Raw genomic sequence first — 25512 nt, 5'->3', positions numbered from 1 at the left:
TTTTCTACTTTCTTTTTTATCACGTTTTCATTTTAAAGTAATTTTGATAGTAGTGAACAAAATGTAGCATCTACGCACAGATTGTGTCGTATACGATGGACGTAAGGTTTGTTTCCGCCATTTTCTCTTTTTTTAAAGACACAAAAAAAAGGGGTTATGACAAAATTTTGTCATAACCCCTTTTCTCGAATAAACGTTGTTCCAGAAGTTGACCACTTTTGGAACAACCTCTAAATGATTGATCTTTTATTATTTAGTTGATCCTTTTTCTTCGATTCCATAAGGCAAGATAATCGTTTTTTCTTCGACTTCTTCTTTATTCATCATTTTCGTCAATAGGCGCATGGATACCGCCCCTAAATCGTATAATGGTTGTGTGATACTTGTCAAACGAGGACGAGCTACTTCTGTCAGTAAAGAATTGTTGCTTGTGATGATTTCGAATTCTTCTGGTACTTTTACGCCGCGGTCTAATAAACCATCCAAGATACCAATGGCTAATTCATCGTCTGAAACATAGACAGCTGTTGCACCGCTATTATGGATCCGGTCAACTAGAGACAGACCATCTTTAAAGTTGTATTGTGCCTCAAAGATTAATCCTTCGCTATATGGTAGATTGTTTTCGCTTAATGCTTCTTTATAGCCTTTTAGACGGTTTTGACCATTGATAGGATCAATCAGCGCACCGCTGACAAAAGCGATTTTTTTATTGCCGCTTTTTGCTAATTTATTTACTGCATCTTTTGTTGCTGATACATAATCAATGTTTACGCTACCTACTTGTTCATCTGGATCAATGGAACCAGCTAGTACAACAGGCGTTTTTGAACGTGAAAATTCTCCACGGATTTCGTCTGTGATATGGTGACCCATAAAGATCACACCGTCCACTTGCTTAGCCAATAAATTATTCAATACATTGACTTCTTTTTGATCGTTGCCATCTGAGTTTGCTAAGATGATATTGTATTTGTACATTGTTGCTACATCGTCGATACCACGTGCTAAAGAGGCAAAGAACATATTGCTGACATCAGGAATGATTACCCCAACTGTTGTTGTTTTCTTACTTGCCAAGCCACGTGCGACTGCATTTGGACGATAATCCAAGCGATCGATAACTTCCAAGACTTTTTTTCTTGTTGCTGGTTTGACGTTTGGATTGCCATTTACGACACGTGAAACAGTAGCCATCGAAACATTTGCCTCTCTCGCTACATCATAGATAGTGATTGTTTGCTTTTCCATTTGTGTTCTCCTATTCATATTTTATATGTTTTCTGAAAATACGTCTTACATTTCTAAAATAGGATATCAAATAATCTCAACAATTGCAACCGTTTTATCTCTGTTTTCATGAAAATTTTTACTTTTTTCAGTTTTAAGAACGTTGGTCTTTTAATCAATCAGTGGTACAATTATTGAATACAAAATTAATTTAGAAAGTAGGTTGCCAAATGAATAACGTAAAAATCAATGAACTACGTCAATGGATGGCACAACACCAAGTAGAATTGGCTTATATCAGCGACCCTGGCCACATCGCTTACTTTTCCGGATATGAAAGTGATCCTCACGAGCGTGTACTAGCTCTTTTTATCCCTCTTGAACAAGATCCTTTCCTTTTCACTCCTGCTCTGGAAGTTGAAGATGCTCAAAACAGCAGCTGGGCGTACGATGTACGTGGCTACTTAGACAGCGAAAACCCTTGGGAGATCATCGGAAAAGAGCTTCGCGCACGCTATGGGCAACCTGGTAATGTAGGGATTGAAAAGAATGCTCTGACTGTCGATCGCTTCGATGCTATCTCTGATATCTTGACAGGTACAGATTCTTACACTGATCTAACTTCTATTATCCAGCGTCTGCAACTGATCAAAACGGTAGAAGAAAAAGACAAACTGATCGAAGCTGGTAAATGGGCCGATGTTGCCTTTGAAATTGGCTTCAAAACAGTAAAAGAAGGCATAACTGAACAAGCAATTATCGCAGAAATCGAATACCAATTAAAAAAACAAGGTGTTTCACAAATGTCTTTCGACACCTTAGTCCTTGCAGGAGCAAATGCTGCAAGCCCTCATGGTACACCAGGAAGCACGAAGGTTTCACCAAATGAACTAGTGTTATTCGATCTTGGCGTTGTTTGGAATGGCTATTGCAGTGATGCTACTCGTACAGTTGCTTATCAAAAACCAACAGAATTCCAAGAAAAAATCTACAACATCACTCTTGAAGCACAGCTTGCCGCACAAGAGGCAGTTCGCCCAGGTGTGACAGCAGGTGAACTTGATCAAATTGCACGAAACGTGATCAACAGCTATGGCTACGGCGAATATTTCAATCACCGTTTAGGTCACGGAATTGGGACAACCGTCCACGAATTTCCTTCTCTTGTAGAAGGAAACGACTTAGTAATCGAAGAAGGGATGTGCTTCTCTCTTGAACCAGGAATCTATATTCCTGAAAAAGTAGGGGTACGTATCGAAGATTGTGTGTATGTGACAAGTGATGGTTGTGTGCCATTCACGACTACACCAAAAGAATTACTTGTTTTAGAGTAATGAAAATAAAAAAGGTGGGAGCTGGTCCGCTCTCACCTTTTTATTCTAGAAATGAGTATTCTTAGTGATTGGTAGTCGAATCTGTCATTGTATCTTTCATTTCTTTTTTAGCTTCTTTTGCATCTTCTTTTGCCATTTTCAACATTTCTTTTGTGTCATCTGCAACTGGTTTTGCTTCTGACATTCCTTCATTGACCGTCTCTCCTGCTTTATCTGCAGCATCTTTTACATCGATCATGATATCTTCTGAAGTATCTTTAGCAATACTACCTAATTCGTCTGCTGGTTTTTTCAGATCTTCTGCTGTTTTTTTGAAACGATTAGATAAATCAGCTGATTGTTCTTTGAGGTTTAACAAGATATCATCTGATTCACTTCCTGCTTCCTCTGCTGATTCACTTACCTTTTGCTTAACATTACCTGCTAGATCCCCTGCTTGTTGAGAAAGATCTTGCGCTTTTTCTTTTGCAATGCCTGTTAACTCAGCTGATTTTTCTTTTGCCATATCTGTGTAATCTGAAGCCATGTCCATCAAATCATCTGCTTGAGCAGCCAATTCATCCCGAAGTTCTTTACCAGATTTGGGTGCTAACAATAATGCGGCGATTGCTGCGGCTGTACCTCCAACTACTGCACCTAATAAAAATCCACCTTTTTTAGCCATTCTTATTTTCCTCCTGTCGTTTCAGTATGTTTTTTGTTTTTAAAAAATTTCATCGCTGTTCCACCGACTTTTCCGGCAACAGTCGCTTTAGCTGTCGTTTTTCCGATTCCGCCGACTTTCGTCACGATGTTTTTACTAGAATGATTAAGTTCCGATACACTTTCACTTAAATCAGCAACTGCTGTGAACAATGGATCAATCGTTGCGACTTTTCCATTGATATCCAAGAGCAGCTCATTACTTTTGACCAGCAAGCCTTCTACTTGTCTAGATAAAAGATCTACGTCTTTTGTGACGATCTCAATTGTCGTATTTGCTTCTGCGACAGTCTGGTCTACTTTTTCTAAAGTTTTGGAAACTTGCAACAATACGCGAACGATGAAAACGACAAGTATCGCAAAGGCGATTGCTGCGATCAATCCTGCAATTTCTCCTCCTGACATGATCAAACTCCCTTCTTGTCTCTCTTTTCTATAAGGATAGCATTTTCGTGTTTTTTAAACAAATAAAAACGAGCTTCAACTACTTTTTATTCAATTAGCAGCTGAAGCTCGTTAGAAAAAAATGATTATTTTTTCTTTTCTTCTTTGATTTCTGTTATTCCTTTTGGATTATGATTGATCTTGCTTCCTTCTGCTTCTAATGTTTTACCTAAAGACATGATGTATTCACGCAAAGGTGCCCCTACTTCTGGATGTGTCAGACCATATTCAATACTTGTTTTCATAAAACCAAATTTGTCACCAACGTCATAACGTTTACCTGTGAATTTACGGGCAAATACGCGTTGTGTTTTATTCAACGTATCGATTGCGTCAGTTAGTTGGATCTCATTTCCAGCACCTGGTTGTTGTTCTGATAATACATCAAAGATTTCTGGAGTCAATAAGTAACGCCCAATAATAGCTAAATCACTTGGTGCTTTGCTTGGATCTGGTTTTTCAACAAAGTTTTTGACATTGTATAACCCATCTTCCAGTACTTCCCCTGGGTTGATAATTCCGTATTTTGAAGTTTCATCGTGAGGAACTTGCATAACGGCAATCGTAGAAGCGTGTGTACGTTCATAGTCATCGATCAATTGCTGTGTCAATGGTACTTCGTCTTCCATGATATCATCGCCTAGCATAACGACAAACGGTTCATTTCCAATAAAGGCTCTTGCTTGAAGAACGGCGTGTCCTAACCCCTTTGGATGAGATTGACGGATGAAATGCAAGTTGACATCTGTCGTTTCTTCTACTAATTTCAATAATTCGGTTTTTCCTTTTTCACTTAGGTTTGTTTCTAATTCGATATTTGAATCAAAGTGATCTTCGATTGGTCGTTTAGCTTTTCCTGTAACGATCAAGATGTCTTCGATTCCTGATTTCAACGCTTCTTCAACGATGAATTGGATCGTTGGTTTGTCCACGATTGGCAACATTTCCTTTGCCATCGCCTTTGTTGCTGGTAAAAATCTTGTTCCTAATCCTGCTGCTGGAATAACTGCTTTTTTTACTTTCATATACATTCGCTCCTTCAAAAAATTGTTAATGAGAATTCATTTTCTTTTTTCCCATCACGTAACATGATTTCTTTTGCGGCTGTTTTGATTTCTTTTTGTTCATACAGCACTTCATAGATTGTTTGAGTGATGGGCATTTCGATTTCCATCATTTGGGCTAGTTCCATCGCTGCTTGAGTAGTATTCACACCTTCAACGACCATTCCCATATTGGCTAGCACCTCTTCTAGAGGCTGTCCTTGTCCTAACAAGTTGCCTGCGCGCCAGTTTCTGGAATGAACACTTGTGCAAGTAACGACTAGATCGCCTACTCCGCTTAAGCCAATAAAGGTCAGCGGGTTGGCACCCATTGCTACACCTAAACGGCTGATCTCAGCTAATCCGCGCGTCATGATTGCCGCTTTTGCATTATCGCCAAACCCTAAGCCGTGAATAGCACCAGCTCCAATGGCAATAATATTTTTCAAAGCTGCCCCCATCTCTACACCAATCACATCAGGGTTAGTATAGATTCGAAAATAATGGTTCATGAACAGCTCTTGTACATATTTTGCTGCTTTTGCATCTGTGCTTGCCGCTGTGATCGTCGTAATGTCATGCTTTGCTACTTCTTCCGCATGGCTTGGCCCAGAAAGAACAGCAACAGCTTTTCTTTTTTCTGTCGGGATTTCCTCTAACAAGATTTCAGAGATTCTTTTATGCGTTCCCTGTTCTAATCCCTTACTTGCGTGGATGATCACTGGCTTCGTATTCAATTTGGCAACTAGTTCTTTTGCAACAGAACGTATCGCTTTCGTCGGGATAACGAATAGTACCGCATCTGCATCTTTTACTGCATCTTCCATATCGGTGAATGCTCGGATGGAATCGGGTAGATGATGATCTGGTAAATAACGTTGATTGGTGTGTTGGGTGTTGATTTCTTCTACTTGTGAAGCACGATGTCCCCAAATCCGAACGTCATGTCCGTTTTCAGCGAGGACTTGTGCTAAAGCAGTCCCCCAAGAGCCTGGTCCTAAAACCGCTACTCTATAATTCATTTTACCACTCCTGAAATTTTTTTCATTTTTAACGCTCTGAAAATCAAATAATTTGTTGATTTTTTCCTAATGAGCGGTCATAATCCGGTAAATTTCCTTTTTTTCTACGCCAAATAAACAGAATAAATGTGCCGACAAATAAAACAGCAGACAATAATTGAGAAATGCGGATCACACCTAAAAAGTAAAGGCTGTCTGTGCGTAATCCTTCGATAAAGAAACGTCCGAAACTATACCACATTAGATAACATAAAAGGACTTCTCCTTTTTTCAAAAGATGCGGTTTCTTCCGCAAAACCAAAAGCAGAATAAATCCAATCAAACTCCAAAGTGATTCATAAAGAAAGGTTGGTTGTCGATAGATCCCTTCGATATACATGTTATCAATGATGAATTGCGGTAAATGCAGACTTTCTAAGAAACTTCGTGTCGTGTCTGGACCATACGCTTCGTGGTTCATGAAATTTCCCCATCGTCCGATTGCCTGCGCCAGTAATACACTTGGTGCAGCGATATCTAAAAAGGTCCACAAAGAAATAAAATGATATTTGGTAAAAAAGTACAGTGTGATTGCACCTGCAATCAATCCCCCGTAAATCGCTAATCCTCCTGAACGGATATTGAATATTTGGATTGGATCAGCTATATATTGGGGAAGATCGAATAAAACATAATACAAGCGGGCACCAATAATGGAAATCGGCAATCCCCACAACATAAAATCTGTCACGTCATCTGCTTTTAATCCTACCCGAACAGCTTCTCTGCTGCTGAGCCACATGGCAATAATGATTCCTGATACGATAATCAATGCATACCAGTAGATAGGAATTCCTACAAGCTCAAAAGCAACTCGATTGATTTGTGCTAACATATTGTCACTCCTTGCTAGTCATTGCCTGAGTTTTCTTCAATCAAGCGACTTAATCTTTCTTCAAATGTTTTCGTTGCGTCAAAGCCCATTGTACGCGCGCGGAAATTCATCGCGGCTACTTCAATGATGATTGCAACGTTTCGTCCTGTTTTGACAGGGATTTTTATTTGTGGAATGCCCACTTCCGCGATTTCAACGGTCGTGTCTTCAGAACCCAAACGGTCGTATTTCTTATCTTTCGCCCATGCTTCTAGATAAACAGCTAACTGGACTTGCATAGAGCCTCGTACCGCACTCGCACCGAAAAGATTCATTACATCTATGATCCCGATCCCTCGAATCTCAATCAGATGTTCCAGGATTTTAGGAGGTTCTCCGATTACCGTCAGTTCGTCTTGCTGATAGACATCTACTCGATCGTCTGCGATCAATCGATGTCCGCGCTTAATCAGTTCCAACGCCGTTTCACTTTTCCCTATCCCACTGTCCCCTTGAATTAGTACACCTAATCCGTAGACATCGACTAAGACACCGTGGACACTTGTTCGAGGGGCTAAGCGCCCATCTAAATAACTAGATAATTCACCTAGCAGCCGGGATGTTGAGATGGGCGAACGCAGCACAGCTATCCCATTTTCATTGGCTGCTTGGATCATTTCTTCCGGAGCCGGCAATCCTCTTGAAATAATAAATGCGGGCATATCTTCACTACATAATCTTCTCATAATGATCAAACGCTCTTCTGGGATCATCCGTTCCGCAAAACTGATTTCTTTACTGCCAAATAGCTGTAAACGATTATGAGAATAATAATTAAAATAACCGGTCAACTCTAGTCCTGGGCGTGAGATGTCCCCAGTCACGATGACGCGGTCTAAACTTTTCTCGTCGCCTGTGACGATTTCCAAAGATAATTTTTTTACTAATTGGCTAACTTTTACAACTTCTGACATTCATGCTACCTCATTTCTATTAGAGTGTTCTCTATCATTTTATCATTGTCTAGCCAAAAGTACTACCAATTAAAAAAAACGTTTTTATTTAATTACCAATGTAATAGAAAACGCATTCTTAATTATAAACAAAAAAGCTGCGCCGAGATCTCGGCACAGCTTTTTTTATTTTCTGCTGTTATGTTCACTAACGATTACATTGACAAGTGACATCAAGATAGCTACGAATAACGCTGCACCAAATGAAGAAAAACTAAAATGTTCTGCTCCTACAAAAAAGGAAGTCATTTTAAGAATCGCTGCATTGATAACAAACGTAAACAATCCCAATGTGACTAATGTAAAGGGCAGGGACAGGATCGTCAGAATCGGTTTGACAAACATGTTCAACACAGATAATACGAAGCTGGCAAGGACGGCTGTCCAAATACTGCTCACATGGACCATCGCAGGAAAAAGAACAGCCAACGATATGAATGTTAACGTATTAACCAAAATACGCTGAAAGTACGACATTAAAAGTCACTCCATTCGTCATCATCGATTTTTTCCGCTTCTTTGCGTTTTTTTGTTTGTTCACGATAATTGTTTTTTTCATAATATGCATTGTTATGTCCATAGTTTGTTCGTGCAGAACGCGCAGATGGGATAATCAAAGCTAATAAAATGTATAAAATGATTGGACTTCCAAAAGCAACTAAGCTTAGGAATACATAAAGCACACGGATAACAGTGGGATCAATCCCGATATATTCCCCAATCCCTGCTAAAGTACCTGTCAAAACAACATTTTTATTGGATTTTGTCAACTTTTTTTTCATCATGTCTCACCTCTGTTCTACTATTTTAAATGAAGAAAATCGTTGTGACAACCTTCTTCTTAATCGGTGTACAAGAGATAGCCTATCGGCAATAAGGCACAATTTTGTAAAATAGGGGAAGCTATTTTACAAAATCGCTTCTTATTGCTCAAGGCTGAACAGCTCTTTCACAACCTCTTTATTTATCTGTATCTTTTAAATAGATACTTCCTGTTGTCGTTGAAAGTTGCACTTGCGCGATCTCATCATCTGAAACACGACGGAATTGCAACATTTGGTTTGTCCGTTCTTTTTTCTCACGAACTACTTCGTAATTGGACAGACGGCTGTTGATGCTTCCAAGACTTGTTTTAGCGTGTCCTTCCAAACCGATGCTATCTGGTAAAGCAACTTTGACATTCCCGTTCACTGAACTTGCTTCTACTTTTTTCAAATTATCTTCTTTAATCGTAAGACGTACATCACCATTTACTAAAGACACAGAAAGGTTTTCTGGTGTGGCACCAAATGTCACTGTGCCGTTTACTGTTTCGATAATAGAATCTAAGATGTTCCCGTTTCGAATATCGATATTGCCGTTTACACCTTCTACTTCCAACATCGTTGCAGTTAATTGGTTCACGATGATGTTCCCATTCGTAGATTTTGTATAAATATCTTTAGCTTCCAATGTCTCAATCATGATGTTGCCATTTAGAAGTTTGATAGCTGCATGGTCGTATACTCGTTTAGGCAAGTAGAAAACAAGGTCTGCACGCACACGCTTATTTGGAATTTGGAAGGAGATATGATCTTCATTGACCTCGATCTGGCTCCGTTCAGAGAATGCTTCAAATGGTTCAGCACCCATTTTTCCGTAAAGTTTGATCTTAGCTTCCACTTTCACATCATCACTGTCCCACGTTTTTAACGTCACGTTTCCGTTTGCTGCCTTGATATCAAGGATACTTGCTGCAGGAGCTTCATAGTAAAATTCGTGTTCAAATTTCGTTGTCGCAATTCCAGGGACACGTAAGCTGACATCTTTCCATTCCATGTTGTCATTTACTGTTTCTGAAACAGTTTGGAATGTTTTCTTCAAGAATTTGCCTAACTGTGATCCAGCTTCTGACATTTTTTCGCCTACTTGATTCAGCGTATCTGTCGCTTGATCTTTCCAATCATCTGGCAATTCAAACTTATCCGTAAACGTTTCTTTTTTCTCAGACCATTGGTTCTTGCGGATATCTTTTAATTCTGCTTCCAGCTTCAATTGTTCTTCTAATAGTGTATCGCCGGTTGCTTCTAACTCTTTGATTTCTGCTTCTAATGTTTGACGCTGTGCTAATTCTTCTTCTGTCAATTCGCCTAATTCTTCTTTTGTATTCAGCTGCATCAATGCTTCCTGTTTCTCATTACGTGCTGCCTTATTGTCAGCGAATTGAGCATTTACTTCGTCTAGACGCGCCGAAGTTTTATTCGCTTCAGTTGCTAGTTCATCTAAGATCTTTTCTAAGTTTTCTTGATCTTGTCTTTCTTTTTCTTTTGGATCAACTGGCTCAGAAATTTTTTCTTCACCGTTTTCAAGTTCATCGATCAATTGGCTTGCCTGATCTTTTTCTTTATGACTAGCAGTTACCTTGTCTGCTTCTTTTTTGATTTGTTTTTCGTCTTTTTCAGTTGCCATGCTTTCTAATAAATCTAAGCCTTCTTCAGTCGAAAGGATTCCTTTTTTCACTAAGTCTAAAATACGTTCTCTTTCTTTCATGGAAATTGCCTCCTTAAGCAAAATTGTTTGCAAGCTTTTCCTTACATCCATATTATGCACTGATTCAGTAAAAATGTCATAGGACTTAAGTTGTAACTTTTACTCCATCTTGAGATGTTCTTTCTTTTTTGTAAAGAGATATGCTGTAGTCACGCAAGTTAAGGGCAGGACAAGTAGTGCGGCCAATGTGGTAAGGATAGCCATCGTATATTCCAAGACAAATGATTTTTCATTGATTATTTGCTGAAAAGGAATGTCTAAATCAATGAACCAAAGAATCAACGCTAAAGAACTCCCCATAAACGCAAAAAGAAGAGTCATCACTGTTGACGCCAATATTTTTTTAGCAATGGCAAAACTAGCATGGCGCAATTGGTTAAAAGACAAATGCGGATTTGCCTGATATACTTCGAATGTTCCACTAGAAATCGCTACACTCGCATCTAAAACAGCACCGCTAAGACTGATCAGAAGCAACGACCTCGTAAGTAGTCTAAAATCAATTGCTAACGTCTTATCTAAGCCAGATAGTTCTTCTAGCTCTATCGAAGTAAACCCTTGGATCGCTAAAAAATCAGTGATAGGAAGCAATAGTAGGAAACAAAACAAAAAGATCAGTATACTGACAAAAGCGGCTCGCATTTTCAGATTATAACCGTTGATAAAAAATAAGATAACCACAGCGATCAATAGGAATCCTATAATCGACAATACCAATATCGGCCACTTCTGATGATAGCCGAATAATAATAGGAAAAAGATTCCTAAATTAATGAATAATCCTAAAAGAATATACATACCTTGCGTACCACCGACAAATAGCACACTAATTGCAAAAATCCCAACAAGTATAATAAGTACATTCATTTTTTTAACCTCCTTACAGCGAGAAAAAAGAGGACCGCGATGGGGATTGATAATACTATTCCTAAGCTGCCAGCAATGACGCGTAAAAATTCTAATGATAAATGTTGTTCTACCGTTTCTTTGAAAGACCATTGATTTCCTAAATATAACAGAAGCGATGGAATCGCTCCGCTGATATAGACGAATAAAAGGATATTAGCCATCGAACCAATCACATCTCGGCCCACTTGCCTTCCTGAAAGCCATAACTGTTTCGCTGATATTTTCGGTTGTTGCTTGGTCAATTCTTCTAATGTCGCAATGACTGTGATCACGGTATCGAGTGTCCCTCCAGCTGTCCCGATCAGCACGCTGGAAAGAAAAACAGAACGATACGGTCGTGTCAGATAATTCAGTTCTTCATAGCGCAGTCCTTGATCTTTCCAATGATTCATTGTCAAAAGACAAATAAAAAATGCTAAAAAAACACTTGTAACTGCAGCCGAAATTTTGATTATACTGCTTCTATTCCATCCGTCTAATGCCAATATACTAACGATTATCCCTATAACGACAAATAAGATTGCTATATTTAAGAGAGAAATGCCTTCTGTTTTGGCAAAGAGGAGCAACAAAAGTAAAAGTAAAACGATGTTGACGATGAGACTTCCTAAAGCAAATACACCCTGTTTTCCACCAATAAGCAACATGGTGCCAATGAAGATACTTGTAAAGAAAAAAAGCCAGCCATCATTTTTTTTTGCTACTAGTTGCCATTCATCTCCATGCATTTGGACAAGATAGATTTGTCTTGTTGTTATATTTGCTGTTTCGATTTGATTTTTTTGATAAGGAGCCGATAAAGAAATCACTTCTCCTTTTTGGTCCGTGTTCATCAATCTTCCTGTAATCAATTGCTGATCCTCTTCTATTCTCACTCTTTCGATCTCGATAACAGGTACGTCATATAGAGCAGCTTGACGCTGAATAAACCATGAAGCAAGTATACAAATAAAAAATAGAGTGATGATGATGCTAATCTTTTTTTGCATTCTTTATCCTTTCTATTGGAATAATGAAAAGGGTTTGTGACATGTTTTGTCACAAACCCTTTTCCCGAATAAACAGTGTTCAATCAGCTAACCTTCGGTATTAGCTCAAAAAACGGCAAAATATGAGGAACTATTTTTCCGTTTTTTTCTCTAATACTCAGGTCAAAACGCTGATTTCACAACCTCTTTTCCTAAATAAACAGCAGAATCACAACTTCAGTTTAGAAAATCTCATTGTGGTTCGTATTTAACTCAGTGATTTTCCCTGTAGCCAAGTAGACGATCCATTCACAGATGTTTGTCACATAGTCTCCGATTCGTTCTAGATAACTGGCAACATTCAAATAGTCTGTTCCACTGATGACTGTTTCAGGATTTTCTTGCATGTTTTTGATGGTTGCATTATAGATTCGATTGAAATAGTCATTGACTCTTTGATCCATATTGGCGATCGTACGCGCGTCTTTTTCGTCTGTTTTGACATATGCAACTAGGACGTTGTCCACCATTTTTTTCACGTAATCGGACATATCGGAGATCTCTTTTTCGATTTCCGGTATTCTCGTCTGTCCTTTTACGCGGATTGTGGATTTAGCAACGGACACCGCATGATCGGCCATACGTTCTAAATCAGAGCTAGCTTTCATGACCGTGATAATCATACGCAAGTCAGTTGTAACTGGCTGTTGCAATGCAATCATTTCAAAACTTTTTTTCTCCAAACGCGTTTCCATATTATTGATATTTATATCGTTTTCGATAACTTCTTGAGCTAAGATTTTATCGTGTTTGATGTATGCACGAACTGACTTGTGCACAGCGCTGCTCACCATCATCCCCATTTCGTAGAACTGATTATGGAGATTCAGCAATTCTTCTTCAAATTGTGTACGTAGCATTCCGTTTCCTCCTTATCCAAATCGACCTGAAATATAATCTTCTGTCTCTTGTTTTTCTGGATTCATGAATATCTTCTTCGTATCGTTGTATTCGATCAAGTGACCATCTAAAAAGAATGCCGTCTTATCTGAAATACGTGAAGCTTGAGACATATTATGGGTCACGATGATCATCGTATACCGCTCTCTTAATTCTAACAGCATACTTTCGATTTTCCCAGTAGAAACAGGGTCAAGTGCACTAGTTGGTTCATCCAATAAGATGATTTCGGGATTCACTGCCAAAACACGTGCGATACATACACGCTGCTGCTGTCCACCGGATAAAGACAAGGCACTTTTATGCAGTTTATCCTTCACATCCTCCCAAACAGACGCTGCCTTCAGACTTTCTTCCACTACTTGATCAAGGACTTTTTTATCTTTTTCTCCTTTTAACTTCAATCCATAGATGACATTTTCATAAATAGAAAAAGGAAATGGATTTGGCTGCTGGAACACCATGCCGATTTCTTTTCTTAGTTCAACAACATCTGTTTTCGGACCATAGATGTCTTTGTCTTTATATAAAACACTTCCGGTGATCGTTACATTTGGAATCAGATCGTTCATTCGATTCAACGAACGTAGATAGGTAGATTTCCCGCAACCAGAAGGACCGATCATCGCTGTGATTTCACCTTGATTGAAACTTAGATCGATTCCCTTTAGTGCTTCTTTCTTTCCATAATACAGATGAAGATCTTTGGATGAGATAATTTCTTTTGTCATGTTGAGGCCTCCGTCTTAACCAAAATGACCGGACACATAATCTTCGGTTGCCTGAATTTTTGGTCTGGTAAATATCTTGTTTGTTTTGTCATATTCCATTACTTTTCCTAGATAGAAAAAGGCAGTGTAGTCGCTGATACGAGCTGCTTGTTGCATATTATGCGTCACGATGATGATCGTGTAGTCTTCTTTCAAGTTTACAAGTGTTTCTTCAACCGTTCCTGTCGAAATAGGATCCAAGGCACTTGCCGGCTCGTCTAACAGCAAGATATCAGGTTTCATCGCGATTGCACGAGCGATACACAAACGTTGCTGTTGTCCGCCAGATAAAGCCAAAGCACTTTTATCCAAGCTATCTTTTACTTGATCCCACAAAGCTGCTTGTTTCAAGCTTGTTTCAACGATTTCATCTAATTTCTTCTTGTTTTTTTCACCATGCTGTTTCAAAGCAAAAGTTATATTGTCATAAATCGATTTGCTAAAAGGGTTGGGGCGTTGGAACACCATGCCGATCCGTTTGCGCATTTCATAAACATCCACTTGAGGCGCATTGATATCCACGTCTTTATACATGATCTTTCCAGTGATTTTCGTATTAGCGATCCCATCATTCATACGATTCAAAGAACGAAGATACGTGGATTTTCCGCAGCCAGAGGGGCCAATCAATGCAGTGATCTTATTTTTTTCGAACTCTAGATCCACTCCCTTGATTGCTTCATTGTCGCCATACCAAACATGCAGATCATTCGTATATAATGCTACTTCCTTCTCTTTTGGCATGGTAATGACATTTGTTTCATTCCAATTATATTTTTTCATCTTACTTCTTCTCCTTAGGCTGAAGTCATTTTTCGGTATAATCGTTTGCCAATCGCACGAGCGCCGAAGTTGAACAGTAAAACAGCAATGATCAACACGGCAGAAGCACCAGCCGAAACAGAAACACCATCAGGCATCGTACCTTCTGTGTTGATCTTCCAAATATGGACAGCCAGTGTTTCAGCTTGGCGGAAAATGCTGATCGGACTAGAAACACTTAATGGATTCCAGTTCGTAAAATCTAATGCTGGCGCGCTTTGACCAGCTGTATAAATCAATGCGGCAGCTTCACCAAAAATTCTTCCTGAACTTAGGATCACACCAGTCAAAATTCCAGGTGTCGCTTCTGGGACAACCACTTTTATCACTGTTTCCCAGCGTGACAAACCTAACGCCAATCCAGCTTCTCGTTGTGTGTAATGGACCGCTTGTAAAGATTCCTCGACCGTTCGAGTCAAAAGAGGCAAGTTGAATACGGTCAAAGCCAATGCACCAGAAATGATTGAGAAACCATACTGGAATTGAATAACGAAAACCAAGAAACCGAATAAACCGACAACAACAGAAGGCAAAGAGCTCAAGATCTCGATAGACGTACGGATCACGTCTGTCAGCCAGTTTTTTCCGGCATATTCCGAAAGATAGATACCCGCACCTAAAGAAATAGGAAAACTGATGATCATGGTAATCAAAAGCAAATAAATCGAGTTAAATAATTGAATCCCTATCCCACCGCCTTCTTGGTAGGCTTTAGAAGGTTCAGTCAAGAAAGACCATGAAATGTGCGGTATTCCTCGAACTAAGATATAAAGTAATAAAGCTGCTAAGATCAATACGATGATCCCTGAAACCACATATAGAACACCTGTAGCAATTTTATCTGAGCGTTTTGCGTTCATTATTTCAGCTCTCCTTTCTTCCCAATCATACGGATCACGATATTAAAGAATAATGACATCAATAGCAAGATCAGCGCTAATGACCATAACACATTATTTTCAACTGTTCCCATGATTGTATTTCCGATTCCCATTGTCAAGATGGACGTCAATGTAGAAGCAGGAGTAGTAAGTCCTGTTGGCATTAATGCCGCATTACCAATAACCATTTGGATAGCTAAGGCTTCGCCAAACGCACGAGCCATACCAAAAACGACTGCTGTTAAAATCCCGGGCACTGCTGCTCGCAGCACCACTTTGTAGATTGTTTGCCATCTTGTGGCACCTAGCGCTAATGAAGCTTCCCGATAGTGCCGTGGCACTGCCTTTAATGCATCCACAGTCATCGTTGTGACAGTCGGTAAGATCATAACGAATAACACAAATGTACCAGCTAAGATACCGAACCCTGTCCCGCCAAAGATACTTCTAACAAAAGGAACGATAACAGATAGACCGATAAATCCGTAAACGACAGATGGAATACCTACAAGTAGTTCGATGACCGGTTGCAAGATCTTCGTTCCGTTTTTAGGAGAAATCTCCGTCATGAATACTGCTGCTCCGATAGCAAATGGTGTGGCAACGATAGCTGATAAAAAAGTCACAATAAATGAACCTGTGATCATAGGCAATGCCCCTACCATTGGTTTCCCATTTGCTCCGATTTGGCTCGGATTCCAATCTGTACCAAACAGAAAATCAAATACATTGATCTTATCAGTAAAAAAGGTGGCCAAACCTTTACTAGCGACAAAATAAAAAATAGATAATACAACCAACACGATCAGCGCGATACATAAAAAACTAATAAATTTTCCGCGCTGTTCCATTTTTGAACGTTTTGATTTTGTTAATAATACTTTTTTCACATCTTCCACAGATGACTCCCCCTTAATCAGGTTTAACATACTCACTCAGTGTACAAATTGAACATCAATTTGGTTTTAATAACATGTAAAAGTTTAGCTAAGTTTGTAAATTTTGTGTAAAGATTACTCTTTAACAATGTTTCCTTGCCAATCACGTTCAACTTTCATATGTGAAACAGGGATATAGCCTAGCTCTCCGACAATATTATCTTGTACTTCATCAGATAAGATATAGTCTAAAAATTCTTTTGTCAGTTTTTTTGGATGATCTCTTGTGTACATATGCTCATATGCCCAAATCGTCCATTTGTTCGTTGTCACATTTTCATCTGTTGGTTCCACACCGTTAACATTCAACGTATCCACATCATCGGAAACGTAAGAAAAAGCAACATAGCTGATTGCTCCGGGTGTGTCCGCAACGATTTGGCGCACCATTCCGCTTGAATCTTGTTCTTGTGCCTGAACAGCTGTTTCTCCGTCCAACACCCATTTCTCAAACGTACTACGGGTCCCGCTTCCTGATGCACGGTTCAATATAACTACTGGCTGATCTTTCCCACCGACTTCACTCCAGTTTTTGATCTCGCCCGTAAATAATTTTTTCAGGTTTTCCATACTGATATCTTTTACACCAATATCCTTGTTCACAATAGGAGTGATTCCAACAACTGCTACTCGATGATCGACTAATGCCGAAGCATCAATCCCTGATTTTTCTTCCGCGAATAAATCAGAATTTCCGATATCGACTGCTCCTGACTGTACTTGAGACAACCCAGTTCCGCTTCCGCCCCCTTGTACATTGATGAATTTTCCAGGATTTTCTGTCTGGTAGGTTTCAGCAACCGTTTCTACTAAAGGCTGTAAGGCAGAAGAGCCAACTGCAGTAATGGATTCTCCTCGATCAATCCACTTTGAACAGCCTGATAAAAGAATAGCTAATCCTATTATTGGTAAGAATAATTTTAGTTTTTTCATTAGAAATCTCCTTTAATCCTAAAGTATGTTTATTCTATCATTTTCATTACTTGATGAAAACGAATCAAAATCATTAAATAACAAAATAAATTCTCATAATTGCAAAAAAAGCTATCTCATTAAAAGTTTCTATGCTATACTGGCTTTGAAATGTGTCTCTTTTAATAGCATATATTAGCTTATTTCTTGCTTTCCCCAAAAAACAAGAGATACCCCAAAGTTAATTTCGCTCATGCGAGACGCTTTCTCCATTTCTGACGTACTCTCAGAAATGGCCCCGAGAGAAAAGGACACGAGATCTCCATCTATTGATGGCTCTCCTGTCCTTTTTGTATTTTAAAGGAGCGGCGAAATCAGTCTTGCTAATCCTTCTTTCATCTTGATCATCATCCCTCGGTTTTCATACACTTCTTTTGTGAGATGCGTCGAAATCTTTGAATCTTCAAAGAATGCTTTTCTTACGCGAGAAGCCATTCGTTCATCATAGATCAGTGTATTGACCTCAAAATCCAATCTAAATGAGCGAACGTCGATATTAGCTGAACCAACGGAAACGATGCCGCCATCGATAATCATCGTCTTTGCATGGATAAATCCATTTTCATATGTTTCGATTCTTGCCCCATACTCGATCAGCTCTGCAGCGAAAGAATACGTTGCCCAGTAAACGAGAAGATGATCTGGTTTGTTAGGTATTTGGATATGGACTTTTACGCCTGAGAGAAGAGCCAACTTCAATGCCTCATGAATCGATCCATCCGGTATGTAATACGGCGTTTGGATCAATATCTCCCGTTTGGCTAACGAAATCATTTTCAAATATGTCATTTTGATTTGCTCATGTTCAGTATCTGGTCCGCTTGTCACGATTTGAACAGCCATATCACCTGTAGAATGAATGGACGGGAAAAATTCCGGTGAATAGCCTACTTCTTTTGTATGCTGAGAATTCCAGTCCATCAAAAAACGGTTTTGCAAGGTGTAAACCGCTTCTCCATAGATACGCAGATGATTGTCTCGCCAATAACCAAATTTCTTTACCAATCCTAGATATTCGTTTCCAACATTGAACCCACCTGTATATCCGATTTTCCCATCAATCACTACGATTTTACGATGATTGCGATAATTGATTCGAGGATTGATATACGGAACGAATAGAGGAAAGAAAAATGCGACTTCTCCGCCAGCTTTTTTTAAATTCTGAAAAAAACTAGAAGAAACTTGTGTGGAACCCCATGCATCAAGAAGGACTCTGACTTTTACTCCGCGTCTTGCTGCCTCTGTCAATGCCTCTCGAACTTCTTCACCTAATGCATCACTGCGGTAAATATAATATTGGAAATGGATATGGTCTTCTGCCTGTTTGATATCCTCGATCAGCGCATCGAATTTTTCACGACCATCTGTAAATAAAGTGATTTCATTTTTAGTCGTATAAAGCGTACTTTCAAATACAGTAAGCATATAGATCAATTGTTTCACATCTACTTGTCCAGTAGGCGGATGAGGGTAAAGTCCTCGCATCAATGCCTGTTTGTCTTCTTCGATTTCTAGATTCTTACCGATTTTCCCTTGGATCTTCAAATCAAAGATTTTCTCTTTGGAAATCCCTCTTCCTAAAAAAATATATAAAATAAATCCTACAACTGGAATGAACATCAAAACGAGCAGCCATGCCCATGTTTGCGCGGTTTCCTTTCTTTCTCGAAAAACGATAATAAAGGAAAGCAAAATATTCATAATCAAAAGGATCGTAAAAAAATTGTCAACGATAATTTTCACGGCTTCACCTCTTTTTCTACCAACTTAAGAATACCCAAGTTGTTTTTTAAAGTAAAGGGAAAAAAGCCGCCCCATTTACTCCACTTAGCCAATAAAAAAAGAAAGCTGGAACGAAATCGTCCAACTTTCTGATTATATTTATCTTGTGGCACTAGAATTTCAAGAAACGTCTCATAGAGATGATCGAGCCGAGTGAACCAATGATCACACCAATACCGACCATCAAAAGATTGATTTTCCAAACGATATTTTCTGGATGGATCAATGAATAATGAGATCGTAATAATGACGGATTGATCAATTGGTAAAACCATGCGTAGCCAAATGTAATGATCAGTATCGGAAGAATGGCGCCGATTAAGCCGATCCAGCCACCTTCAAGGAAAAATGGCCAGCGGATATATCCATTTTTTGCCCCTACCAAACGCATGATTTGAATTTCACGCTGTCTAGATAAAATCGTGATCCGAATCGTGTTAGAAATGAGAAACATTGCTACAAACAACAGTAATGCCGCCGCAACTAATCCCCATGTTCGAACTGCACCAGCAATTTGGAAAATCCGATCTGAGGAAGCCCCACCGTAATCAGAACGGGAAACATTCTTCAAATCTGCCGCTTTTTCTGCTACTTGTTTTGTATAAGAAGGATCGGTAGCACTTACTACGTATACATCATATAACGGGTTATTATCCCCTTCAAACAATTTCCAAGAATCACCCATTTCGTTTTGGATTTTCTTCAATTCCTGTTCTTTGCTTGAAAATTCGACTTTTTTGACATGATCTAAGTCATTTAATTCTTTTTCTAGTTTTTTCATCTCTTCGTCTTTTGTACCAATGTCTACAAACACAGATACATCCACGTTTCCTTCTATATCTTGTGCTAGTTTGGTTGCGTTCATGATGACCGCCATGAACACGCCAACTAAAGTCAACGTGATCGTTACCGCACTGACCGAAGCTACTGTCATCCAGCCGTTACGTTTCAAACTCTTGATACTTTCTAATAAATGGCGGAAAAAGGTTCTAATCATCGTATCCATATTCCCCTTCCGCTTGGTCTCGAATAATGCGGCCGTTTTCGATAGCAATTACTCGGTGTCGAATCGTATTTACGATCGTACTGTTATGTGTAGCCATCACGACAGTTGTTCCTTGTGCATTGATCCGATCTAATAGTTTCATGATTTCCCATGAGTTTTCCGGATCCAGATTCCCTGTCGGTTCATCCGCGATAAGTACTTTAGGCGTATTTACGATTGCTCGGGCAATAGAAACACGTTGTTGTTCCCCACCAGATAATTCGCTAGGAAAGACTCGGACTTTGTGTTTCAAACCAACAAGATCCAGCACTTCCATTACTCGTTTTTTGATATCCCGAGGTTTTCTGCCGATAACTTGCATGGCGTACGCAACATTTTCATATACTGTTTTTCTTGGCAATAATTTATAGTCTTGGAACACCACGCCGATTTCTCTGCGTAGATAAGGAACTTCGCGGTTTTTGATGGCTATTAGATCATGACCTGCGACGTTCAAAGTTCCTTTTGAAGCTTTTTCTTCTCGATACATCAATTTGATGAATGTAGATTTACCAGCTCCAGACGGACCAACAACATAAACAAACTCTCCTTGTTCGATGACAATCGAGAGATTGCGGATAGCAGTGGTACCGTTTGAGTACTTCTTCATTACATCCTTCATTTCAATCATGGCGTTCTCTCCATATCTTTTTCAGTCTTTAGCTATTATAGCATGGCAATGTTTCAACTTGCTTGCAAAATCTTACAATTTTATTTCAATTTAACAAAGGGCTCTTATTGCAGATGCATTTTCAAATAGCCGTCAATAAATAAATCAAGATCTCCGTCCATAACAGCTTGGACATTTCCTGTCTCTACGTTTGTCCGATGGTCTTTTACCATAGAATATGGATGGAAAACATAAGAACGGATCTGTGATCCCCAGCCGATTTCTTTTTGTTCTCCTCGCAGTGCAGCTGCTTCTTGTTCTTTCTTTTCCACTTCTAATTGGTAAAGCTTAGCTTTCAGCATCCCCATCGCTTGTTCCCGGTTTTTCAATTGTGAACGTTGTGCCTGACTCGCTACTACTGTCCCTGTAGGCAAGTGAGTGATTCGTACAGCGGACTCTGTCTTATTGATGTGCTGACCACCTGCGCCACTTGCCCGATATGTGTCGATCTTCAAATCATCTGGATTGATTTCTATATCGATCGTTTCATCAAGCTCTGGCATCACATCTACCGAACAAAAAGAAGTATGACGTCGTTTCGCTGAGTCAAAAGGCGAGATACGTACAAGGCGATGAACACCTTTTTCTGATTTCAGATAACCAAATGCGTTGTGTCCTTTGATCAGTAGGGTCACACTCTTGATTCCTGCTTCATCACCTGCTTGATAATCTAGTGTCTCTACTTGATACCCATGCTGCTCTGCCCAGCGTGTATACATGCGTAAAAGCATGCTGCCCCAGTCTTGGGACTCCGTTCCGCCAGCCCCTGGATGCAATTCGACGATGGCGTTGTTTCGATCATAAGGACCATCTAACAACATAGATAATTCATACGTCTTCATTTTTTCATCTAGCGCATTGATACGTGTTTCTGCTTCTTCTTGCATGGCTGCATCAGGTTCTTCCTGCAACATCTCCACCATCAATTCGATTTCTTCCAGTTCTTCAGCAAGAGAATGGAATTGATCATAAGTTTCTTTATTTGCATTGTTTTCACTAATCACTTTTTGAGCAGCTTCGCTATCATCCCAAAAACCAGGTTCAGCCATTTTTGCTTCTGCTTCCGCAATGTCTTCTTCCAGCTGGTCTAAGTCAAAGAGACCTCCTGAAGCTTGTGACCTTTTCCTGCATTTCTGTCAGGAGATTTCGAATTTCGGATATTTCCATGTTTTTTTCCTTCTTTCACTATACTTTTTTCATTATATCTAGTCTAACAGAATCAGCAAATAACAGAAAGAAGGTGAGACGAATTCTTTAAAAAAGAATTTGTCTCACCAATCCTGCTGTCAGAAATTAGTTTGCATCTTTTCCGTGACAGTTCTTATATTTTTTCCCGCTTCCACAAGGACAAGGATCATTTCTACCGACCTTGTTCACATGGATTGGTTGTTTTTTCGCGCTAGTATTACTATTTTCTTTGGCATCTCCATCTTCTGAGTGAGAAGCTGTTCCTTGAGAAACTTGCTCACGCTGTACGTTTTGACGGATCTCAGCTTTCATGAAGATACGAGTGACTTCATATTCAATGGCACCTACCATATCTTCGAACATCTTGTAGCCTTCTGTTTGGTATTCAACTAATGGATTGTTTTGACCATAGGCACGCAAGCCGATTGACTGACGTAATTGGTCCATTGCATCGATATGATCTGTCCATTTAGAATCCACGACACGTAAGATCACGACTTTTTCGAATTCCAGCAGTTGCTCTGGTCCGTTCAATTGAGCTGCTTTGGTATTGAATACTTCTTGTGCTCGTTCGTTTAGATATTCTTTGATTTCTTGAGGTTTTTTTCCTTCGATATCTGTAAGGGAAATACTGTCTTCATGGACAAGTGTGCTGCCAGCAAAATCGACGATACTTTCCAAATTCCAATTTTCTTTTTCTAATTGCGTATGCGCATCTACCACACGACTGATTGTCCGTTTGACCATATTCATCAGTGGTTTAGATAAGCTTTTTTCTTCCATGATTACTTCTTGGCGCTGTTTATAGATTACTTCACGTTGCTCACGCATCACGTCATCGTATTGCAAGACGTTCTTACGTGTGTCGTAGTTGTTTCCTTCTACGCGTTTTTGTGCAGATTCTACTTGTTTCGTCAGCATCTTGCTTTGGATCACAGCATCTTCGTCACCGATCTTCATTCGATCTAAGAAAGCTTTGATTCGTTCTGAACCGAATCGTTTCATCAAATCATCTTCTAAAGACAAGTAGAATTGTGACATACCAGGGTCTCCTTGACGTCCTGCACGTCCTCGAAGCTGGTTATCGATACGACGAGATTCATGTCGTTCTGTCCCGATAACTGCTAGGCCACCAAGTTCTCTTACGCCAAGCCCTAGCTTGATATCTGTTCCCCGACCAGCCATGTTGGTAGCAATCGTCACTGCGCCTTTTTGACCCGCATTCATGATGATCTCTGCTTCTTTAAAGTGATTTTTCGCATTCAGCACTTCATGAGGAATACGTTCTTGATTCAGCATATCTGATAATAACTCAGATGTTTCAACCGCAACAGTTCCGACTAAGACAGGCTGTCCTTTGCGGTAGCGATCTTTGATATCTTGTACGACAGCATGGAACTTGCTTTGTAATGTTGGGTAAAGCAAATCTGGACGATCGTCACGGATGACCGGACGGTTTGTCGGAATCTGGTACACTTGAATATTATAAATCTCTCTGAACTCTTCTTCTTCTGTCTTAGCTGTACCAGTCATCCCTGCAAGTTTCTTGTACATACGGAAATAGTTCTGGAAAGTGATCGTCGCCATCGTTTTCGTTTCGTCTTCGATCTCTACGCCTTCTTTAGCTTCGATTGCTTGATGAAGACCATCTGAATAACGGCGTCCATCCATGATCCGGCCCGTAAATTGGTCAACAATCAATACTTTTCCATCTTGAACAACATAATCGATGTCTAAAAGCATGATGTAGTTGGCTCTCAATGCTTGATCCAAGTGATGGGTCAATGCAGTATTTTCAATGTCATATAAGTTGTCCAAACCGAATGTTTCTTCAGCTTTTTCGATCCCTGCTTCAGTTAAACTGATTGTTTTTGATTGTACATCGATTTTGTAATCTTCTTCTTCTTTTAAACGTTTCACGAAGTTGTCTGCTCTTGTATATAAAGCTGTTGATTTTTCTGCTTGCCCTGAAATGATCAGCGGCGTTCTCGCTTCATCAATCAAGATCGAGTCAACTTCATCGACAATGGCATAATTCAGCGGACGTTGTACCATTTGATGACGGTAAACGACCATGTTGTCTCTCAAATAGTCAAATCCTAATTCATTATTCGTGCTATAAGTGATATCGCAATTATAAGCCTCGCGTTTTTCATCCGAAGATTTTGAGTTGATATTCAACCCAACTGTCAATCCTAAGAAATTATAAAGCTCGCCCATTTCCGTCGAGTCACGGGTTGCTAAGTATTCATTGACGGTAACTACGTGGACCCCTTCGCCAGTCAACGCATTCAGATACACCGGCATCGTTGCGGTCAAGGTTTTACCTTCACCAGTACGCATCTCAGGGATATTCCCATCGTGAAGCACGATCCCACCCATCAATTGTACGTGGTATGGATATAACCCCAATACACGTTTTGCTGCTTCCCGAACGACTGCAAAAGCTTCCGGAAGTAATTGATCTAATGTTTCTCCTTTTTGGTATCTGCTCTTGAATTCAGCAGTTTTTGCTTGTAATTGTTCATCAGTTAATGCTGCCATTTGGTCAGCATACGATTCAACTTTTTTTGCAATGCTATCTAAACGTTTTAGTTCTTTCTTATCGTTTTCGATAAGTGAACGAATCAAATTGGCCATGCGTTGTGTAATCTCCTTTTCCTTCTGTGTATTATCCAGACTATGTAGACTCTACTTTTCATTTTATCATTAGTTATAGATAATTGAAATATCTTAATCGTATTAAAGTAAGAACTTCATAATTTATTCATATTTCAACTAAAAAAGAGACGAATTCAAAAAAACTTGCGGCAGCTATTGACAGCTGCTGCAAGTTTTTGATGTTATTTAAGTATGGCTGATCAGTCTGTTTCGATCAATCCGTATTTTCCATCTTTTCGGCGGTAAACGATACTTGTACCATTTGTTTCTGCATCTTCAAAAATAAAGAAGTTATGTCCCAGCATGTTCATTTGTAAGACTGCTTCTTCACTGTCCATTGGTTTCAATGAAAGGCGTTTTGTACGTACGATATCTAATTCAGAATCGTTTTCGTTTTCTTCCTCTCCATTGAATAAAACAGCAGCATCTGCAGTATTCATGCCCGTTTCACGGGATTTACGATTGATTTTTGTTTTGAATTTGCGGATTTGGCGTTCCAATTTGTCAACAACCAAATCGATACTTGCGTATAGATCTGGAGAAGTTTCTTCGGCACGTAATACAAGATAAGGTAATGGGATCGTTACTTCCACTTTTGCTGTTTTTTCTGTATAAACTTTTAAGTTCACATGCGCCGTAGCATCGGGTGCGTCACTGAAATAGCGTTCTAGTTTGCCTACTTTTTTCTCAACGTAGTCGCGAATCGCTTCAGTTACTTCGATATTTTCGCCGCGTACATTATATCTAAACATAAAAATTACCCCTTTCGTCTA

At 39.5% G+C, this 25512-nt stretch carries 25 protein-coding genes; 1 reads left to right on the top strand and 24 read right to left on the bottom strand.

Going from position 1 to position 25512, the window contains the following annotated elements:
- Positions 1-249 precede the first annotated feature (249 nt).
- On the bottom strand, positions 250-1251 hold the full coding sequence (ccpA, locus tag AB3I00_RS00385) for a catabolite control protein A (protein ID WP_002291653.1): 1002 nt from the start codon (positions 1249-1251) through the stop codon (positions 250-252).
- 209 nt (positions 1252-1460) lie between these two features.
- Between ccpA and AB3I00_RS00380 the strand changes: the two genes are divergently transcribed.
- Positions 1461-2564 (top strand): aminopeptidase P family protein, encoded by a 1104-nt coding sequence (locus AB3I00_RS00380; protein ID WP_024635557.1) that lies wholly within the window; start codon positions 1461-1463, stop codon positions 2562-2564.
- A 61-nt stretch (positions 2565-2625) separates the two neighbouring features.
- Here the strand turns inward: AB3I00_RS00380 and AB3I00_RS00375 are convergent, their stop codons facing one another.
- The 23 genes from AB3I00_RS00375 to raiA form a co-directional block, all read right to left on the bottom strand.
- Entirely contained in the window at positions 2626-3228 is a 603-nt protein-coding gene (locus tag AB3I00_RS00375) for a YtxH domain-containing protein (RefSeq protein ID WP_002291650.1), read from the bottom strand.
- Between the two features lie 2 nt (positions 3229-3230).
- Positions 3231-3671 carry a DUF948 domain-containing protein gene (locus AB3I00_RS00370; RefSeq protein ID WP_002335987.1) on the bottom strand — a complete coding sequence of 147 codons (441 nt, stop codon included), beginning with the start codon at positions 3669-3671 and terminating at the stop codon, positions 3231-3233.
- A 125-nt stretch (positions 3672-3796) separates the two neighbouring features.
- Positions 3797-4735 (bottom strand): UTP--glucose-1-phosphate uridylyltransferase GalU, encoded by a 939-nt coding sequence (gene galU / locus AB3I00_RS00365; RefSeq protein WP_002308607.1) that lies wholly within the window; start codon positions 4733-4735, stop codon positions 3797-3799.
- A 14-nt stretch (positions 4736-4749) separates the two neighbouring features.
- Positions 4750-5775 carry an NAD(P)H-dependent glycerol-3-phosphate dehydrogenase gene (locus AB3I00_RS00360; RefSeq protein ID WP_002340896.1) on the bottom strand — a complete coding sequence of 342 codons (1026 nt, stop codon included), beginning with the start codon at positions 5773-5775 and terminating at the stop codon, positions 4750-4752.
- Between the two features lie 43 nt (positions 5776-5818).
- A complete protein-coding gene (gene lgt, locus AB3I00_RS00355) occupies positions 5819-6649 on the bottom strand; it encodes a prolipoprotein diacylglyceryl transferase (RefSeq protein WP_368024573.1) in 831 nt (276 codons plus the stop codon).
- Positions 6650-6663: 14 nt separating this feature from the next.
- Positions 6664-7602 carry an HPr(Ser) kinase/phosphatase gene (gene hprK, locus AB3I00_RS00350; protein ID WP_002289568.1) on the bottom strand — a complete coding sequence of 313 codons (939 nt, stop codon included), beginning with the start codon at positions 7600-7602 and terminating at the stop codon, positions 6664-6666.
- Between the two features lie 165 nt (positions 7603-7767).
- Complete coding sequence (locus tag AB3I00_RS00345; RefSeq protein WP_002303620.1) at positions 7768-8118, bottom strand: phage holin family protein; 351 nt, start codon at positions 8116-8118, stop codon at positions 7768-7770.
- A complete protein-coding gene (locus tag AB3I00_RS00340) occupies positions 8118-8426 on the bottom strand; it encodes a PspC domain-containing protein (protein ID WP_002292752.1) in 309 nt (102 codons plus the stop codon). The genes AB3I00_RS00345 and AB3I00_RS00340 overlap by 1 nt, the downstream gene beginning before the upstream one ends.
- Before the next feature lie 175 nt (positions 8427-8601).
- Positions 8602-10170, bottom strand: a complete 1569-nt coding sequence (liaX, locus tag AB3I00_RS00335; protein ID WP_002308604.1) for a daptomycin-sensing surface protein LiaX — start codon at positions 10168-10170, stop codon at positions 8602-8604.
- Between the two features lie 99 nt (positions 10171-10269).
- The gene (locus AB3I00_RS00330; RefSeq protein WP_368024572.1) at positions 10270-11037 is read right to left on the bottom strand and encodes a YibE/F family protein; all 768 of its coding nucleotides are present in this window, start codon (positions 11035-11037) and stop codon (positions 10270-10272) included.
- Positions 11034-11726: a YibE/F family protein gene (locus AB3I00_RS00325; RefSeq protein WP_239495948.1), complete on the bottom strand. Its 693-nt coding sequence runs from the start codon at positions 11724-11726 to the stop codon at positions 11034-11036. Before AB3I00_RS00325 ends, AB3I00_RS00330 begins: the two co-directional genes overlap by 4 nt.
- A 563-nt stretch (positions 11727-12289) precedes the next feature.
- Positions 12290-12967: a phosphate signaling complex protein PhoU gene (gene phoU, locus AB3I00_RS00320; RefSeq protein ID WP_002289490.1), complete on the bottom strand. Its 678-nt coding sequence runs from the start codon at positions 12965-12967 to the stop codon at positions 12290-12292.
- A gap of 12 nt (positions 12968-12979) precedes the next feature.
- On the bottom strand, positions 12980-13738 hold the full coding sequence (gene pstB, locus AB3I00_RS00315; protein ID WP_002292757.1) for a phosphate ABC transporter ATP-binding protein PstB: 759 nt from the start codon (positions 13736-13738) through the stop codon (positions 12980-12982).
- Between the two features lie 15 nt (positions 13739-13753).
- On the bottom strand, positions 13754-14560 hold the full coding sequence (pstB, locus tag AB3I00_RS00310) for a phosphate ABC transporter ATP-binding protein PstB (RefSeq protein ID WP_002292758.1): 807 nt from the start codon (positions 14558-14560) through the stop codon (positions 13754-13756).
- Between the two features lie 14 nt (positions 14561-14574).
- Positions 14575-15459 (bottom strand): phosphate ABC transporter permease PstA, encoded by an 885-nt coding sequence (gene pstA, locus AB3I00_RS00305; RefSeq protein ID WP_002292759.1) that lies wholly within the window; start codon positions 15457-15459, stop codon positions 14575-14577.
- The gene (pstC, locus tag AB3I00_RS00300) at positions 15459-16379 is read right to left on the bottom strand and encodes a phosphate ABC transporter permease subunit PstC (protein WP_002292761.1); all 921 of its coding nucleotides are present in this window, start codon (positions 16377-16379) and stop codon (positions 15459-15461) included. The genes pstA and pstC overlap by 1 nt, the downstream gene beginning before the upstream one ends.
- Positions 16380-16493: 114 nt before the next feature.
- Positions 16494-17351, bottom strand: a complete 858-nt coding sequence (locus AB3I00_RS00295; protein ID WP_002292763.1) for a phosphate ABC transporter substrate-binding protein PstS — start codon at positions 17349-17351, stop codon at positions 16494-16496.
- Positions 17352-17687: 336 nt separating this feature from the next.
- On the bottom strand, positions 17688-19136 hold the full coding sequence (gene cls / locus AB3I00_RS00290) for a cardiolipin synthase (RefSeq protein WP_002292766.1): 1449 nt from the start codon (positions 19134-19136) through the stop codon (positions 17688-17690).
- 151 nt (positions 19137-19287) lie between these two features.
- Positions 19288-20172 (bottom strand): permease-like cell division protein FtsX, encoded by an 885-nt coding sequence (gene ftsX / locus AB3I00_RS00285; protein WP_002292767.1) that lies wholly within the window; start codon positions 20170-20172, stop codon positions 19288-19290.
- The gene (ftsE, locus tag AB3I00_RS00280) at positions 20165-20851 is read right to left on the bottom strand and encodes a cell division ATP-binding protein FtsE (RefSeq protein ID WP_002292768.1); all 687 of its coding nucleotides are present in this window, start codon (positions 20849-20851) and stop codon (positions 20165-20167) included. The genes ftsX and ftsE overlap by 8 nt, the downstream gene beginning before the upstream one ends.
- A 104-nt stretch (positions 20852-20955) precedes the next feature.
- A protein-coding gene (prfB, locus tag AB3I00_RS00275) for a peptide chain release factor 2 (protein ID WP_096948712.1) occupies positions 20956-22057 on the bottom strand; the annotation gives its coding sequence in 2 pieces (ribosomal slippage) (positions 20956-21984 and positions 21986-22057; 1101 coding nt in all).
- A gap of 126 nt (positions 22058-22183) precedes the next feature.
- Positions 22184-24718, bottom strand: a complete 2535-nt coding sequence (secA, locus tag AB3I00_RS00270) for a preprotein translocase subunit SecA (RefSeq protein WP_368024571.1) — start codon at positions 24716-24718, stop codon at positions 22184-22186.
- A gap of 221 nt (positions 24719-24939) precedes the next feature.
- Positions 24940-25491 (bottom strand): ribosome-associated translation inhibitor RaiA, encoded by a 552-nt coding sequence (gene raiA, locus AB3I00_RS00265; protein ID WP_002292771.1) that lies wholly within the window; start codon positions 25489-25491, stop codon positions 24940-24942.
- Positions 25492-25512: the final 21 nt, after the last annotated feature.

Source organism: Enterococcus sp. C76, assembly GCF_040886985.1.
In the GTDB taxonomy this organism is placed as follows: domain Bacteria; phylum Bacillota; class Bacilli; order Lactobacillales; family Enterococcaceae; genus Enterococcus_B; species Enterococcus_B lactis.
This window is presented reverse-complemented; position numbering and strand designations above follow the sequence as displayed.

What these genes read in the sequence shown, in the direction of transcription:
- ccpA (WP_002291653.1), bottom strand. Translation starts at nt 1,251, where the DNA reads ATGGAAAAGCAAACAATCACTATCTATGATGTAGCGAGAGAGGCAAAT.
- AB3I00_RS00380 (WP_024635557.1), top strand. Translation starts at nt 1,461, where the DNA reads ATGAATAACGTAAAAATCAATGAACTACGTCAATGGATGGCACAACAC.
- AB3I00_RS00375 (WP_002291650.1), bottom strand. Translation starts at nt 3,228, where the DNA reads ATGGCTAAAAAAGGTGGATTTTTATTAGGTGCAGTAGTTGGAGGTACA.
- AB3I00_RS00370 (WP_002335987.1), bottom strand. Translation starts at nt 3,671, where the DNA reads ATGTCAGGAGGAGAAATTGCAGGATTGATCGCAGCAATCGCCTTTGCG.
- galU (WP_002308607.1), bottom strand. Translation starts at nt 4,735, where the DNA reads ATGAAAGTAAAAAAAGCAGTTATTCCAGCAGCAGGATTAGGAACAAGA.
- AB3I00_RS00360 (WP_002340896.1), bottom strand. Translation starts at nt 5,775, where the DNA reads ATGAATTATAGAGTAGCGGTTTTAGGACCAGGCTCTTGGGGGACTGCT.
- lgt (WP_368024573.1), bottom strand. Translation starts at nt 6,649, where the DNA reads ATGTTAGCACAAATCAATCGAGTTGCTTTTGAGCTTGTAGGAATTCCT.
- hprK (WP_002289568.1), bottom strand. Translation starts at nt 7,602, where the DNA reads ATGTCAGAAGTTGTAAAAGTTAGCCAATTAGTAAAAAAATTATCTTTG.
- AB3I00_RS00345 (WP_002303620.1), bottom strand. Translation starts at nt 8,118, where the DNA reads ATGTCGTACTTTCAGCGTATTTTGGTTAATACGTTAACATTCATATCG.
- AB3I00_RS00340 (WP_002292752.1), bottom strand. Translation starts at nt 8,426, where the DNA reads ATGATGAAAAAAAAGTTGACAAAATCCAATAAAAATGTTGTTTTGACA.
- liaX (WP_002308604.1), bottom strand. Translation starts at nt 10,170, where the DNA reads ATGAAAGAAAGAGAACGTATTTTAGACTTAGTGAAAAAAGGAATCCTT.
- AB3I00_RS00330 (WP_368024572.1), bottom strand. Translation starts at nt 11,037, where the DNA reads ATGAATGTACTTATTATACTTGTTGGGATTTTTGCAATTAGTGTGCTA.
- AB3I00_RS00325 (WP_239495948.1), bottom strand. Translation starts at nt 11,726, where the DNA reads ATGTTGCTTATTGGTGGAAAACAGGGTGTATTTGCTTTAGGAAGTCTC.
- phoU (WP_002289490.1), bottom strand. Translation starts at nt 12,967, where the DNA reads ATGCTACGTACACAATTTGAAGAAGAATTGCTGAATCTCCATAATCAG.
- pstB (WP_002292757.1), bottom strand. Translation starts at nt 13,738, where the DNA reads ATGACAAAAGAAATTATCTCATCCAAAGATCTTCATCTGTATTATGGA.
- pstB (WP_002292758.1), bottom strand. Translation starts at nt 14,560, where the DNA reads ATGAAAAAATATAATTGGAATGAAACAAATGTCATTACCATGCCAAAA.
- pstA (WP_002292759.1), bottom strand. Translation starts at nt 15,459, where the DNA reads ATGAACGCAAAACGCTCAGATAAAATTGCTACAGGTGTTCTATATGTG.
- AB3I00_RS00295 (WP_002292763.1), bottom strand. Translation starts at nt 17,351, where the DNA reads ATGAAAAAACTAAAATTATTCTTACCAATAATAGGATTAGCTATTCTT.
- ftsX (WP_002292767.1), bottom strand. Translation starts at nt 20,172, where the DNA reads ATGATTAGAACCTTTTTCCGCCATTTATTAGAAAGTATCAAGAGTTTG.
- ftsE (WP_002292768.1), bottom strand. Translation starts at nt 20,851, where the DNA reads ATGATTGAAATGAAGGATGTAATGAAGAAGTACTCAAACGGTACCACT.
- secA (WP_368024571.1), bottom strand. Translation starts at nt 24,718, where the DNA reads ATGGCCAATTTGATTCGTTCACTTATCGAAAACGATAAGAAAGAACTA.
- raiA (WP_002292771.1), bottom strand. Translation starts at nt 25,491, where the DNA reads ATGTTTAGATATAATGTACGCGGCGAAAATATCGAAGTAACTGAAGCG.